Raw genomic sequence first — 13,667 nt, 5'->3', positions numbered from 1 at the left:
TCATGACTGGTTCCGAGAACCATGCTTCCGGTGTCGTGACAGTTGCGCAATCACCTGGAAGAGCGTTCCCACCTGCGGCTTTATCGGGCTAAGATCGGTTCATGACCCGAACCACCAAGGCGAATCCGCGAGCTCGCGCACTGGGGGCCGAGCTGCGGCAACTACGAGAAGAGGCAGGCTTCGGTGTTCGGGAACTGGGACGCGTCCTCGGAGTCGGCCACACCACGATTTGGCGATACGAGTCAGGACTGAAGCCCCCGACACCCGAAGAGGCCGCCTCCGTCCTGACCGCACTGGGGGTGAAGGGCGAGGCGAAGGAAAGGATTATCGGAGGAGCCCGCACCGTCCGCGATCCTGACTGGCTGACGTCCGGATTCCCCGGTGTGAAGGAAAAAGCGGCGGTGATGGCGGACTTCGAGAGAACAGCAACGGGGATCACCGAGGTCCAGATGCACGTCGTTCCCGGGATCCTCCAGACACGCGAATACATGAGCGCGATCATGCGCGGGTTACCCAGGGAAACACGCGAAGCACGAATCGCGTTTCGGCTCAGCCGCCGGGAGGTTTTGGACTCCACGCGGTCGCCGGAGTACGTCGCTGTTCTCGGCGAGGCCATGTTCCACGACATGATCGGCGGGCATGCGGTGTTCGCCGAGCAGCTGCGGTACTTGATGGAGGTCGAGGATCGCTCCAAGGTGACGGTCCAGATCTTGCCGTTCGGCGCACATGACTGGCACGCAGCTCACGCGGGCTCGTTCATGCTGCTTGAGTTCGCCGATCAGGATCCGATCGTGCATCTGGAGCACTATCGCGCGCTCGCGTTCCTACGTAATGTGAGGGATGTTCGTGACTACCGGGAGGCGGTGGCCGACCTCCGGAGTCGAGCGTTGCCCCCTGTGGAGTCCCGTGACTTCATTCGTAGTCGCGTGGAAGCGATCGAAAGCGAGCTGCGCTGATGCCGTTACCTCAACCGACCCGCTGGCGGAAGTCCTCTCGTTCTCACCAGGAGTCTGCGTGCGTCGAGGTCGGCGCGGTCGATTCCGGTGCGGCAGTGCGGGATTCGAAGAACCTCGACGCCGGGTACTTCACCACGTCCTCGCGGCAGTGGCGCTTGTTCATCGATGCTGTGAAGTCGGATCGCTTCGACCGCTGACGCCCCTCGGGGGAAGATCGATCGCGTTGGCCGCGGTTCGGGTCTTCTTGGAGAAGGTGATGGCGCCGGGGAGATGGGGTGCGAGGCGGAGGAGGCCGTTGCGGAGGTGCAGTGAGGTTCGGGTTTTCGGGATGAGGATCTTGGCGCCGTCGGGGGCGAGTTTCTGGTTGCGGCGCACGAAGTCGCGCATCCGGTTCTCGTAGCGGTCGAAGGCGAGCGAGTGGTTCCCCTCGCTGTCGCGGAGTTCGGCGGCCAGCACGCAGGCGCCCACCAGCGCGAGGCTCGATCCCTGTCCGGACAGCGGTGAAGGGCAGTATCCCGCGTCGCCGAGCAGCACGACCCGTTCGCGTGACCAGCGGTCGAGGCGGATCTGCGAGACCGAGTCGAAGTAGAAGTCCGGTGCTTCCCGGGCCGCGCTGAGCAGCTGCGGGACGATTCCGCCCATGCCGCTGAAGGCCTCGTCGAGCAGGGCGAGCTGGCCGGCGGCGTCGCGCGGGTCGAAGGTCAGCTCCGGTGAGGTGAACGAAAGGATCCCTTTCGCACCTCGATCGGTCTTCGCGCGGTAGGAGCCCGCCATCCGGCCGGGTTCGTTGAACAGCGCAGTCCAGCGGTCCAGGCCGAGGGCGTTCTCGGTGCTGAAGATCGACACGTGGTAGCCGAGGTGGCGGCGGAAGTTCCCCTCCGGGCCGAAGGCCAGTCGCCGGACGTTCGAGTGCAGTCCGTCGGCCCCGACCACCAGGTCGAACTCGCGCGGCGGGTGGTGTTCGAAGGTCACCTCGACGCCGCCGGGCCGCTCGGTGAGGTCGACGATCGAATCGCCGAACAGGTACTCGATGCCGTCGGTGCGCTCGTGGATGAGCCTGGCCAGCGTGCCGCGCATGAGCTCGACGTCGGCGTCCTCGCTGCCCAGCTGCGACATGTCGATGTCGGCGAAGGACCTGCCGTCGGCGCTGATCAGCGACAGGCCGCGCATCCCGGTGTGGGCGGCGCGGACCTCCTCGAGGATGCCCATCCGGTCGGCGACCTCGACGGCCGCGCCCCGGACGTCGATGGCGTAACCGCCGTCGCGGACTCCCGGCGCCCGCTCCACCACGGTCGGCCGGAAACCCCACTTGTGCAGCCAGAACGCCAGCGCGGGGCCGGCGATGCTCGCGCCCGAGATCAGGACTGTCTTGGCCATGGATTCACGCTAACGCGTGTACTTACCGGGCGGCAAGTAGCTTACCGGGCGGCAAGCAGTAGGATCTTCCGCTGGAGGAGGATGCCGATGCCGAGGACCCGGGTCGACACGCGGTCGGAGATCCGCGAGGTCGCCGCCGAACTGTTCGCGCGCCAGGGGTACGACAAGACCAGCCTGCGCGAGGTCGCCGAACGTCTCGGCATCACCAAAGCCGCGCTGTACTACCACTTCCCATCGAAGACCGACCTGATGCGCGGCATCGTGCAGCCCTTCGTCGACGACATCGAAGTGCTGCTGGCCGAACGCGAAGCGGAAGAGGTCGACGCGGAGCGGTTCCTCGCGGACTACTTCGAGATCGTGCTGCGGCACCGGAAGATCTTCGAGTTCATCGTGCGCGACGCCGGAGCGCTGGCCCAGCTCGACGTCGTGGAGCAGCTCCTGTCCTGGCGGGACCGCGTCTACGCGCTGCTGGTGGGAACCGATGCCTCACCGGCCGAGCTCGCCAAGGCCACCGTCGCCGTGGGCGGGCTCCAGGACTGCGCGATGACCGACGCCCCCACCGACGACTTCCGCGACGCCGCCCTCGCCGCGGCCCGAGCAGCCCTGGCCAGCTGATTCACCGGTCTTTTTGATCGAAAGCACCACGTGCGCGTCGTGTGCTCCCTACGCTTCGATCTTGAGGTTTGTGCCCCGAGGATCGGAGTGACATGGACGGCAGCATCCTCGATCCGGACAGCGCGCACGAGCGGTTGGCCGCCTGGAAGGGCCGGATCGAGAAGCTCGCGGCGGACACGCAGACGATGAGTCAGCGGTTCCAGGAAGTGCGCGTCACTGCGAAGGACCCTGGCGGGATCGTCGCGGTCACCATCGACTCGTCGGGCGCGCTGGCCGACATCCAACTGACCTCCAAGATGAAGAGCAGCGACCCCGACGCGGTGTCGCGCGCCATCATGACGGCCTTCGCCGAGGCCAAGAACCAGTTGGCCCAGCGCTCGCAGGAGATCATCGCCGAGACGATGGGCACCGAATCCCCGGCGGCGCGGGCGATCGCCGACAGCGTCGGCGCGCAGCTCGCCGCCGATCCGGACGCCGTCGCCGCGAAGCCCAGCGCGCCGGAACCTCCCGACGACGAGGACAACGAGAACCGGTCGTTCATGGAGAAGTGGTAGCCGTGGGTGACGGATACGCGGTCAATGCCGAGCAGATCCGTGCTCACGCCGCCAAGGTCGAGCAGATCCAGGCCCGCTTCGACGCGGTGAAGTCCGCCAGCGCGCACATCACCCAGGACGACCAGGCCTACGGGCTGTTGTGCGGGTGGATCTCGGGAATCCTGGAAGGCCGTCACGCCAGGCAGGACGAACTCATCTCGTACGTGGCCGAGAACCTGTCGCTGGCCGCCGAATCCCTCCGCGCCGCCGCCGACGACTACCAGGCGATGGACGAGGATCACGCCGCGCAGATCAAGACTTCCGGTGGAGGGATGCCGTGAGCGACTCGCTGGTCGCGCCGGTCGAATCGACCCGCAAGGCCTGGACCGGATCGAGCATGGCCGAGAGCGTCGAAGGCCTCGTCACCTCCATCCAGAACGAGGACTGGGTGGACGCCGCCCTGGCCGGCCTCGGCACCGGGCTGGAAGTCGCCTCCGCCGTGCTGGACCCGTTCAGCGCGCTGCTGTCCAACGGCATCGGCTGGGCGATGGAGTACTTCGAGCCGCTGCGCGAAATGCTCGACGAGCTCACCGGAATGCCTGACGTGGTCCGCTCGCACGCGGCGACCTGGAACAACATGGCCGCCGAACTCGGCTCGATGGCCGAGGACCTCAAGTCGAGCCTGGAAAGCGACCTCGGCCAGTGGAAGGGCGTCGCCGCCGACGCCTACCAGCAGATGATGGGCAACAACGTGCAGGCCATCGGTGGCCTCGCGGCGATCTCGGCCGCGATGGCCTCGGCCACCGAAGGCGCCGGTGGGCTGGTGCAGCAGACCCGCGAGCTCGTGCGCGACCTCATCGCCGACCTGGTGGCGCGGGTGGTCGTGTGGGCGGTGGAAGCGATCTTCGTGGTGACGATCCCGGTGATCGCGGCCCAGATCGTCTCCGCGGTGCTCAAGTGGGTCGGCCGCATCTTCACCTACATCACCGGGCTGATCACCAGCCTCACCAACCTCAGCAAGCTGCTCAGCGGATAAGGGGAATCCGTGGCCAAGACCAAGGGCACCGGGGGTACGACGTCGAAGCCGCACGGCGATGGCGAGGGAGGTTCGTCCAGCAGGCCGTCGCAGAAGGTCGGCAACGTCGACGCGAGCAAGAGCGTCTCCAGCGCGCAGGACGCCACCCACCAGTTGGCCCAGGCCGGGCGTGCCGGCTCCCACGGCAACTCGACGACCCCGGCGGGTGCGAGCCCGCCGCCGTCGCGGACCGATCCGGCCGGGACCTCGCCGAACTCGAAACCCGGCGACGCCGACCTCAACGACCGGAGCTCGGACCCGCAGAACCCGACGACGGACGCCAACAAGCGCAACACCGAAGGCGATCCGATCGACATCGCCAGCGGCGAGATGATCCTGCAGCAGACCGACGTCGAGCTGCAGGGCGTGCTCCCGCTCGTGCTCAAGCGCACCCACCTGTCGTCCTACCGGGTCGGTCTGCGGTTCGGCGAGTCCTGGACGTCGACGCTGGACCAGCGGCTGGAGTTCACCAGCTCAGGTGTGTCCTTCGCGGCCGAGGACGGCAAGCTGCTGGTGGCTCCCACACCGGCCGTCGGTGCCACGGCGCGGTTCGCCGGTTCCCTTCACCAGCTCACCCGCGGTGAGGACGGGAACTTCACGATCACCGAGTTCGACACCGGCCGGACGCTGCACTTCACCACCGGTGACACGAACGCTCCCTTGACCGCGATCGTGGCCCGCAACGGCGACCGCATCGACTTCGACCACGACGAGACCGGAACACCGGTCGAGGTGCGGCACTCCGGTGGTTATCGCATCCGCGTCGATTCCGAGGACGGTCTGGTCACCGCCCTGCACCTGCGCGGCGCCGACAACGGCAGCGACGTTCCCCTCATGCGCTACGCCTACGAGGGCCGCAGGCTCACCGAGGTCGTCAACGCCTCCGGGCTGCCGCTGCGGTTCGACTACGACAGCCACGGGCGCATCACGAGCTGGACCGACCGCAACGACAAGTGGTACCGCTTCAGCTACAACGCCGAAGGTCGTGTCATCGCAGGTGAGGGCTCCGGTGGATTCCTCAGCGGGACCATGACCTACGACGTCGAGAACCGGATCACCACCTGGACCAACTCCCAGGGCGCCAGCACCACCTACCACCTCAACGAGGCCGGCCAGACGATCCGCGAGATCGACTCCCTCGGGGGAGAAACGCTGTCGGAGTGGGACGAATTCGACCGTCTGCTCTCCCGCACCGACCCGCTCGGCCGCACCGTCCGCTACGACCACGACGACGAGGGAAACCTCATCGCGGTCACCCGGCCCGACGGCACCCAGGCCCGGTTCGAGTACAACGCGCTGCGGCTTCCCATCACGATCGTCGCGCCGGACGGTTCCGTGTCACGTCGCGAGTACGACGAGCACGGCAACGTCACCAAGGCGATCGACCCGACCGGGGCCGTCACCGGCTACGCCTACGACGAGCAAGGGACCTTTCGCGCATCACCGACGCGATGGGACACGTTCAGCACGTCGAGACCGATGCGGCGGGACTTCCCGTCGCGCTGACCGACCCGCTCGGAGCGAGGACGCTTTTCACCCGCGACGCGTTCGGCCGGGTCTCGGAGATGACGGACCCGCTCGGTGGCGTCACCCGGTTCGGCTGGACCGTCGACGGCAAACCCGCGTGGCGGACCCTTCCCGACGGGGCCACCGAGCGGTGGATCTACGACGGCGAAGGGAACCTTCGTTCGCACGTCGACGCTCTCGGGCAGGAAACGCGCACCGACGTCACCCACTTCGACCTGCCCTCGGCCGAGACCCGGCCCGACGGCACGCGCCTGGAGTTCGGCTACGACACCGAACTCCGCCTGGTCAGCGTCACCAACGAGCTCGGTGCCGTGTGGCGCTACGACTACGACCCGGTCGGCAACCTCGTGCGCGAAACCGACTTCAACGGTCGCGCCATCTCCTACCGGCACGACGCCGCCGGGCAGCTGATCACGCGCACCAACGGTGCGGGAGAAGTGACCTTCTTCGCCCGCGACGCCCTCGGCAACGTCATCGAACGCCGCAGCGGTGACACCATCGCGACCTTCACGTTCGACCCGCTCGGGCGGCTCACCGAAGCGATGGACGGTGACACGCAGGTCACCTTCCACCGCGACCCGGCAGGGCGGGTGCTCGCCGAAACCATCAACGGCCGCACCGTCGCCTCCGCCTACGACGCGCTCGGCCGGCGGGTTCGCCGCCGCACGCCGTCCGGCGCGGAGAGCGCGTGGGAGTACGACGGGAACAGCCGTCCCACCGCGCTGCACACCGTCGGTCGCACGCTGCGGTTCGGCTACGACAACGCGGGCAACGAAGTGCAGCGCCAACTCGGCCCGCAGGCGGTCCTCGCCCAGGCTTGGGACGCCAACCACCAGCTGCTGTCGCAGACGATCACCGGTGCGGCCGGGCGGCAGCTCCAGCAGCGCGGCTACACCTACCGCGCCGACGGCAACCTGACCGGGCTCGACGACAAGCTCACCGGACCCCGCACCTTCGAACTCGACCGAGCCGGCCGCGTCACCGCGGTCACCGGCACCGGCTGGACCGAGCGCTACGCCTACGACGTGGCCGGAAACCTCGCCCACGCCTCGTGGCCGTCTCCCGAACCCGAGGAGATCGGGGACCGCGAGTACAGCGGCACGCTCATCCGGCGAGCCGGCAACGTCCGCTACGAGCACGACGCCCAAGGCCGCGTCGTGCTCCGCCAGCGCAAGCGCCTGTCCCGCAAGCCCGAGACCTGGCGCTACTACTGGGACTCCGAAGACCGCCTGGTCGAAGTGCTCACCCCGGACGGCACCCGCTGGCGCTACCGCTACGACCCGCTCGGCCGCCGCGTCGCCAAGCAACGCCTCACCCCCGACGGGAACGGCGTGGCCGAGCAGATCGAGTTCACCTGGGACGGAACGGCCCTGGCCGAGCAGGCCCACACCGACGGCGTGCTCAACGGGCCGCAGCTCGGCGACCGCCGCGTCACGGTCTGGGACTACGAGCCGGGAACCTTCCGCCCGCTCATCCAGGCCGAACGCTCCCAACTCCGCAACGCACCCCAGCAGTGGGTCGACGAGCAGTTCTACTCCATCGTCACCGACCTCGTCGGCACCCCGACTGAACTGATCAACGACCAAGGCGGCATCGCCTGGTTCCACCGCACCACCCTCTGGGGCGTCACCACGGACCAAAGCCGCACCGGGGCGTACACACCCCTGCGGTTCCCGGGTCAGTACGCCGACCCGGAGACCGGGTACAACTACAACTTCCACCGACACTACGACCCGACGACTTCTCGGTATGCGAGTTCCGACCCGATCGGGCTGGTTGCTGGGCCACAGCCATTCAGCTTTGTTGGTAATCCATTCATTCACGCTGACCCGCTTGGTCTGTCTCAGGAGGGTGGAGTCGAGCGTGTCGATCCAAACTCGTTGAACTTCTCTCAGCGGACTATTTCAGAGAACAACTATGCTGATTTGATGCGGTCTGGAGCCTGGGACTGGAACCGGTCAGGGCCGTTGCATGTGATGGAAGTTGATGGCCAGCTTGTCTCATACGACAATAGGCGCTTGAATGCGGCAAGGGAGGCAGGTCTGGAGAGCGTCCCGATCGTGCGCGTCGACCCGAGTGCTCCCCATCCAGATTCAGGTACAGGAAAGACATGGGGTGATAAGTTCCGTCAGCGATTCAACGATAGGCGAAATATCCGAGAAGGTGGCCCGGTTCCTGAAACTGGCCTAAGAGAGTCTCCTACCGTAAAGTGTAAGAAGTGAGCATGATTTCGAGTCTGTGGCGATCTGGCCAGCTCCCTATTCGGGATGGTCTTTACCGGTCGACGGGTGAGTCCTTTGACGTGCGAGTGGACTCCACGATGGAGAGTGGGTTCGAGGTCCTAGGGGGGTTTGACCTGGAAGAATTTCTCCGCGCTGAACCTGAGGAGACGACAAGTTTCGATATCACCCGAAAAGTGCCGATCGACGCGGGATTTCTGTGCTGTGGTGATGGATCGTTTGGTTCGGAGGGGTTTTGCGGTCAGCTTGACGGAGATGGGGAGTTGAAATGGGTTGTATACCTGGAGGAGTGCAATCCATTTGTTGAGATCGCCGTCGAGGGTGAATTCGCGACATTTAGGTCGAGTTCGGGTGTCTGGTTGAGGATCAACTTCAAAGATAGTGGGAACTGAGCCGTTGCCCCCGGGGTGCCGGGATGGAGTGTCTGACCTCAATTGATCTGTCCGATCTAGTCTTCTCCGGTTTGTCGGGTTAGTGTCTGGCCTCACACGATGGCGTGGGAGGGCTGATGGTGGAGCTTCGGGGGAGCGCGGTCGCGGACGTAGTGCGGCGGAGTGCTGCGCGCGTCGGTGATCGGGAGGCGCTGCGGTTCGTCGATTCCGGTGGGCACGAGCGGGTGTGGACCTACGCCGAGCTCGACGCCGCGGTGAGCCGGGCCGCCGGGGTCCTGCTGGAGGCCGGGGCGGTCAAGGGTGATCGGGTCGCGGCCTACGGCAAGAACTCCGACGCCTACCTGATCGGTTTCCTGGCCTGCGCCAGGGCGGGTTTGGTGCACGTGCCGATCAACTACAACCTGACCGGAGGGGAACTTTCCTATCTCCTCTCCCAGTCGGGAAGTTCCCTCGCACTGGTCGACCCTGCGTTGGCCGGCAACGTGGACGAGGTGCGGGCGGAAAGTTCCCTTCAGCAGGTCATCCCGCTGCGCGACGCGAAGGGATCCTTGCTGTCGCGCAGCGTTGAAGGGAACCTTCCTGTCATCGACGTCGAGGTCGCCGACGACGATCTGGTGCAGCTGCTCTACACCTCGGGCACGACGTCGCTGCCGAAGGGCGCGATGATGACGCACCGGGCGCTGCTGCACGAGTACGTCTCCTGCCTGCACGCCTTGGACTTCGGCGAGAACGACCTGCCGCTGCACGTGATGCCGCTGTACCACTCGGCGCAGATGCACGTGTTCCTGCTGCCGCACCTGATGATCGGAGCGCGCAACCTCCTCGTCGAGGTACCCGATCCGGCCGACATCCTGCGTCGCGTCGAGAGCGAGCAGGTGACGTCGTTCTTCGCGGCGCCGACGGTGTGGGTGGCGCTGGCCAACCACGCGGATTTCGCGACCCGCGACCTGAAGTCGCTGCGCAAGGCCTACTACGGGGCGTCGATCATGCCCGGTCCCGTGCTGCAGCGGCTCCGCGAGCAGCTGCCGGAACTGGGCTTCTACAACTGCTTCGGGCAGTCCGAGATCGCGCCGCTGGCGACGGTGCTGCGCCCGGAGGAGCACGACGAGCGGCCGGATTCGGCCGGTCGGCCGGTGCTGTTCGTGGAGGCCAAGGTCGTCGACGACCAGGGCGAGGAGGTCGCGCCGGGGGAGCTCGGCGAGATCGTCTACCGCTCGCCGCAGCTGTGCACGGGGTACTGGGACAAGCCGGAGGAGACCGAGGAGGTCTTCCGCGGCGGCTGGTTCCACTCCGGTGACCTGGTGCGACGGGACGAAGCCGGGTACTGCTTCGTCGTCGACCGGATCAAGGACGTCATCAACACCGGTGGCGTGCTGGTCGCCTCCCGCGAGGTGGAGGACGCCCTCTACACGCATCCGTCGGTCGCGGAGGTCGCGGTGATCGCGGTGCCGGATCCGAAGTGGATCGAGCGGATCGCGGCCGTCGTGGTGGTCAAGGACGAGGTGAGCGAGCAGCAGCTCCTCGACCACGCGCGGGAGCGGCTCGCCGGGTTCAAGGTGCCCAAGCAGATCCGCTTCGTCGACGATCTGCCGCGCAACAGCTCCGGCAAACTCCTCAAGCGGGTCCTTCGCGACGAACTGGCCTGAGTTCGCCGAACCGGGGACGCCTCGTCGAACGGGCTGGTAGCTTCCGCGCGCCAAGATCAACAAGGCGGGGAGGCTGTCATGTCGAAGTTCGCCGGGAAGGTCGCTTTCATCACCGGGGCCGCTCGCGGTCAAGGTCGCAGTCATGCCATCCGGCTCGCCGAGGAGGGCGCGCGGATCATCGCGGTCGACATCTGCGCCGACATCGACTCCGTCCACTACTCGATGAGCACTCCGGACGACCTCGCCGAAACCGCGTCCGAGGTGGAGAAGCGCGGCGGGAAGATCGTGTCCAGGATCGCCGACGTCCGCGACGCCGACGCGCTGCAGAAGGCCTTCGACGACGGCGTCGCCGAGTTCGGCGGTGTGGACGTGGTCATCGCCAACGCCGGGATCTCGCCGATGAGCGTCGACGAACCGGCGAACACCTGGCAGGACACCATCGACATCAACCTCACCGGCGTCTTCAACACCGTCGAGGCCGCGCTGCCCACCATGATCGAGGCCGGGCGTGGCGGGTCGATCGTGCTCATCAGCTCCACCGCCGGCAACAACGGCGTCGGCGGCCCGACCCGGGGCGGCCTCGCCTACACCGCCTCCAAGCACGGGGTCATGGGGTTGATGCGCAGCTACGCCAACAACCTCGCGAGCCACTCGATCCGGGTCAACTCCGTGCACCCCAGCGCCGTGAACACCCCGATGGTCGCCAACGAGGCCACCGGCAAGTGGATCGAGGCCTTCGGCCTGGGCGACGGGATGTCCAACGCGCTGCCGGTCGACCTCCTCGAAGCCGTCGACATCACCAACGCCGTCGCGTGGCTGGCCTCCGACGAAGCCCGCTACGTCACCGGCGTCGCCCTGCCCGTCGACGGCGGAGCCAGCAACAAGAAGTAGTCCTTCATCACGACGACACCCGTGAACAGGCGTGGGAACCTTCCTGTCACGCTCCTGGTCGGATGCGGCCCTTCACTGCTTCGGAGGTTCCCGGCTCCGGTGCGGAGTGAGCGAAAGGTTCCCATGCTCCACCTGGCGCGGCCCTCACCCGGCCTCGAGTGGTGGGGGTGGCGGTCGATAATGGGGTTGTGACTGATGCTGCTTGGGGTCCGGGTGTGGCCACCGCTGTCGGGTCGCTGCCCGGGACCGATCCGGTGGAGGCGGCGCGCACGGTGGTCGGGGAACTGCCGGAGCTGATGCCGGTGCCCGAGCTGCCCGCGCGCGGTGTCGGGGCCGACATCCTCGGGCGGACCGCGGGGCTGCTGGTGGACCTGGCGGTCGAGGTCGTGCCGTCGGGGTATCGGGTGGCGGGCTCGCCCGGGATGGATCACCGGCGAGCCGTGGACCTGCTGCGCTGGGATCTCGACGCGCTGGAGCAGGCCGTCACCGAGGCCGGTTCCCCGAAGGTCGTGAAGGTGCAGGCGGCCGGGCCGTGGACGCTGGCCGCCGGCGTCGAGCTGGCGCGCGGGCACCGGGTGCTCACCGATCACGGGGCGCTGCGCGACTTCACCGAGTCCCTGACCGAAGGTCTTCTCGGGCACGTCCGGCAGGTCGCCGCGCGCAGCGGTTCGCGCGTGCTGGTGCAGCTGGACGAGCCGTCGCTGCCCGCCGTGCTGAAGGGGTCGCTGCCCACCCCGTCGGGCTACGGCAACGTCGCCGCCGTGCCGGAGCCGGACGTGCAGCGGCTGCTCGGCGAGATGATCGACGAGATCGGGTCGGCGACCGGGGAACCCGTGGTCGTGCACTGCTGCGCGAAGCGCCCGCCGGTGGAGCTGCTGCGCCGTGCCGGGGCCGGGGCGATCTCGCTGGACGCCTCCGGGCTGGGCGAGGTCACCGGCGCGTTCGCCGACGAGCTCGGGGAGGCGTGGGAGGAGGGCACGACGCTGTTCCTCGGCCTCGTCCCCAGCGTCGACCCGGCGGGACAGGCGGAGCTGCGCGACATCGCGCAACCGGCCTTCGACCTCGCGACGCGCCTCGGCTTCGGCAAGAAGACCCTCGCCGAACGCGCCGTCCCCACCCCCACCTGTGGTCTCGCCGGGGCGTCCCCGGCATGGGCCCGCCGCGCGATCTCCCTGACCAACGACCTCGCCAAGCTCTTCGCCGACGAAGCCGAGTCCTGATCTCACCCTCGGTGCCGGTGCGGAATCGGTGCGCGAGCAGCGGTTCCCGGCAGGCTGGAGTCCACTGTGGATAGAGGTGCGGGCGCGTCCGTTTGGGGCGTTTGATGTGGGCTCGTTGTCCGAATGTTTTGCGGAAATGCCCGTGGTCTGACCTTTGCGCTGGTAGGAAGAGCCCTGTGGGGAGTCATTGCGTCAGCGAGCTCGACCGCGTCGCGTGGATCGGGCGGAGCACGATCCAGGACGCGGCGTGCCTGACCCTGGTTCGCGACAGCGACCTGGGCCGGGTGGCCGCGTCGTTCGGTGCGGTCACCTCGTACGGCCGGTCATTGGACATCGACGAGTTCTGCGAAGAGGCCTTCGCCTACCAGGAGAAACACCCGATGATCGCGCTGCGGCCGGTCGGTGAGTGGACCCTGGTGGTCGAGGACAGCGGAGGGCAGGGCGTCCGGCCCGAGGTGCTGCGGCGGGTCGCGCGTCCCGAGGCGGTCTCCTGCTACTGGGACGAGGACGTGCGCACGCGGTTCGTGCACGCCGTCGACGGCGTCGTGCAGACGTCCTTCGAAGCCGTGCTCCCCGAATACCGGGAAGGCGCCGAACCCGACGGGCTGGAGGCGCACCGCGAGCACCTGCCGTGGTCGGAAGGTTCCCCGGTGCAGCTGATGCTGGCGCTGGCCGGCCGGATCACCGGCGAGGTCCCCAGCGAGGAGTGGCTGGCCGGGCAGTTCTGGACCTACCCGGTCGCCCCCTGGCCCGACGACCTGGTGTCGCTGCCGCTCGGCGACGTCGAGGGGTATCCGGCGGAGATGCTGACCGCGCTGCGAGCCGCCGGTGAGCAGGAGCAGCGGCGGGTGCTGCGGTCGTTGGCGCGCTACGTCGCCACCACCGCCGACTGCCTCGACCTCCCGGTCGTGCAGCACATCCTCGCCGGGTCCCGGCCGCCGTGCGCGGAAGTCGACCAGACCCTGCGCGAGCTGGTGTGGAGCGGGATCTGGGAGCGGCCCGCGCTGGTCAGCCGCAACCGGCTGCACGCGATGCAGGTCATCCGGCAGATCATGCACGAGGATTCCCGCCACGCCCTGTCGGGTGTGCTCACCGGCGTGACGTCGGTGCGCGGCGTCGAGCACGGTGCCGTCACCGCCCTGGTGCGCGACGAGCTGGCGTGAGTTCGCTCGTCCCGCCACGCTGAGCGCGGCCG

At 67.7% G+C, this 13,667-nt stretch carries 14 protein-coding genes; 13 read left to right on the top strand and 1 reads right to left on the bottom strand.

Going from position 1 to position 13,667, the window contains the following annotated elements; genetic code table 11:
• Positions 1-101: 101 nt before the first annotated feature.
• Together BM424_RS03160 and BM424_RS03155 are read left to right on the top strand one after the other, a co-directional pair.
• Positions 102-956, top strand: coding sequence for a helix-turn-helix domain-containing protein (locus tag BM424_RS03160; RefSeq protein WP_093413528.1), 855 nt, complete (start codon positions 102-104; stop codon positions 954-956).
• Complete coding sequence (locus BM424_RS03155; RefSeq protein WP_093413527.1) at positions 956-1,153, top strand: DUF397 domain-containing protein; 198 nt, start codon at positions 956-958, stop codon at positions 1,151-1,153. Before BM424_RS03160 ends, BM424_RS03155 begins: the two co-directional genes overlap by 1 nt.
• Here BM424_RS03155 and BM424_RS03150 read toward each other — a convergent pair.
• A complete protein-coding gene (locus BM424_RS03150) occupies positions 1,116-2,333 on the bottom strand; it encodes an FAD-dependent monooxygenase (protein ID WP_093413526.1) in 1,218 nt (405 codons plus the stop codon). The genes BM424_RS03155 and BM424_RS03150 overlap by 38 nt on opposite strands.
• A gap of 87 nt (positions 2,334-2,420) precedes the next feature.
• Here BM424_RS03150 and BM424_RS03145 point away from each other — a divergent pair, with 87 nt between their 5' ends.
• From BM424_RS03145 to BM424_RS03105, 11 genes are all read left to right on the top strand, one after another.
• Entirely contained in the window at positions 2,421-2,948 is a 528-nt protein-coding gene (locus BM424_RS03145; protein ID WP_093413525.1) for a TetR/AcrR family transcriptional regulator, read from the top strand.
• A gap of 92 nt (positions 2,949-3,040) precedes the next feature.
• The gene (locus tag BM424_RS03140) at positions 3,041-3,502 is read left to right on the top strand and encodes a YbaB/EbfC family nucleoid-associated protein (protein WP_093413523.1); all 462 of its coding nucleotides are present in this window, start codon (positions 3,041-3,043) and stop codon (positions 3,500-3,502) included.
• A 2-nt stretch (positions 3,503-3,504) separates the two neighbouring features.
• Positions 3,505-3,822 (top strand): type VII secretion target, encoded by a 318-nt coding sequence (locus BM424_RS03135; protein WP_093413522.1) that lies wholly within the window; start codon positions 3,505-3,507, stop codon positions 3,820-3,822.
• Positions 3,819-4,517, top strand: coding sequence for a WXG100 family type VII secretion target (locus BM424_RS03130; protein ID WP_093413520.1), 699 nt, complete (start codon positions 3,819-3,821; stop codon positions 4,515-4,517). Before BM424_RS03135 ends, BM424_RS03130 begins: the two co-directional genes overlap by 4 nt.
• 9 nt (positions 4,518-4,526) lie before the next feature.
• Complete coding sequence (locus tag BM424_RS29335; protein WP_245775574.1) at positions 4,527-6,062, top strand: DUF6531 domain-containing protein; 1,536 nt, start codon at positions 4,527-4,529, stop codon at positions 6,060-6,062.
• Complete coding sequence (locus BM424_RS29330; RefSeq protein WP_245775573.1) at positions 6,008-8,305, top strand: RHS repeat-associated core domain-containing protein; 2,298 nt, start codon at positions 6,008-6,010, stop codon at positions 8,303-8,305. Before BM424_RS29335 ends, BM424_RS29330 begins: the two co-directional genes overlap by 55 nt.
• Before the next feature lie 86 nt (positions 8,306-8,391).
• Complete coding sequence (locus tag BM424_RS28305; protein ID WP_139273992.1) at positions 8,392-8,715, top strand: hypothetical protein; 324 nt, start codon at positions 8,392-8,394, stop codon at positions 8,713-8,715.
• 116 nt (positions 8,716-8,831) lie between these two features.
• Positions 8,832-10,361: an acyl-CoA synthetase gene (locus tag BM424_RS03120; RefSeq protein WP_093413519.1), complete on the top strand. Its 1,530-nt coding sequence runs from the start codon at positions 8,832-8,834 to the stop codon at positions 10,359-10,361.
• Positions 10,362-10,439: 78 nt separating this feature from the next.
• Positions 10,440-11,252 (top strand): mycofactocin-coupled SDR family oxidoreductase, encoded by an 813-nt coding sequence (locus BM424_RS03115; protein WP_093413517.1) that lies wholly within the window; start codon positions 10,440-10,442, stop codon positions 11,250-11,252.
• A gap of 188 nt (positions 11,253-11,440) precedes the next feature.
• On the top strand, positions 11,441-12,472 hold the full coding sequence (locus tag BM424_RS03110; protein ID WP_093413516.1) for a methionine synthase: 1,032 nt from the start codon (positions 11,441-11,443) through the stop codon (positions 12,470-12,472).
• Between the two features lie 176 nt (positions 12,473-12,648).
• Positions 12,649-13,635, top strand: a complete 987-nt coding sequence (locus BM424_RS03105) for a DUF6461 domain-containing protein (protein WP_093413514.1) — start codon at positions 12,649-12,651, stop codon at positions 13,633-13,635.
• The last annotated feature ends 32 nt before the right edge of the window (positions 13,636-13,667 follow it).

This window comes from Saccharopolyspora flava (assembly GCF_900116135.1).
Lineage (GTDB): Bacteria > Actinomycetota > Actinomycetes > Mycobacteriales > Pseudonocardiaceae > Saccharopolyspora > Saccharopolyspora flava.
Note: the sequence above shows the minus strand (reverse complement) of the source record. Positions and strands in the feature narration are given on the sequence as shown.

Bases quoted from the DNA above. Each gene is read 5' to 3' on its own strand.
- BM424_RS03160 (WP_093413528.1), top strand. From the start codon at position 102: ATGACCCGAACCACCAAGGCGAATCCGCGAGCTCGCGCACTGGGGGCC.
- BM424_RS03155 (WP_093413527.1), top strand. From the start codon at position 956: ATGCCGTTACCTCAACCGACCCGCTGGCGGAAGTCCTCTCGTTCTCAC.
- BM424_RS03150 (WP_093413526.1), bottom strand. From the start codon at position 2,333: ATGGCCAAGACAGTCCTGATCTCGGGCGCGAGCATCGCCGGCCCCGCG.
- BM424_RS03145 (WP_093413525.1), top strand. From the start codon at position 2,421: ATGCCGAGGACCCGGGTCGACACGCGGTCGGAGATCCGCGAGGTCGCC.
- BM424_RS03140 (WP_093413523.1), top strand. From the start codon at position 3,041: ATGGACGGCAGCATCCTCGATCCGGACAGCGCGCACGAGCGGTTGGCC.
- BM424_RS29330 (WP_245775573.1), top strand. From the start codon at position 6,008: ATGGGACACGTTCAGCACGTCGAGACCGATGCGGCGGGACTTCCCGTC.
- BM424_RS03120 (WP_093413519.1), top strand. From the start codon at position 8,832: ATGGTGGAGCTTCGGGGGAGCGCGGTCGCGGACGTAGTGCGGCGGAGT.
- BM424_RS03115 (WP_093413517.1), top strand. From the start codon at position 10,440: ATGTCGAAGTTCGCCGGGAAGGTCGCTTTCATCACCGGGGCCGCTCGC.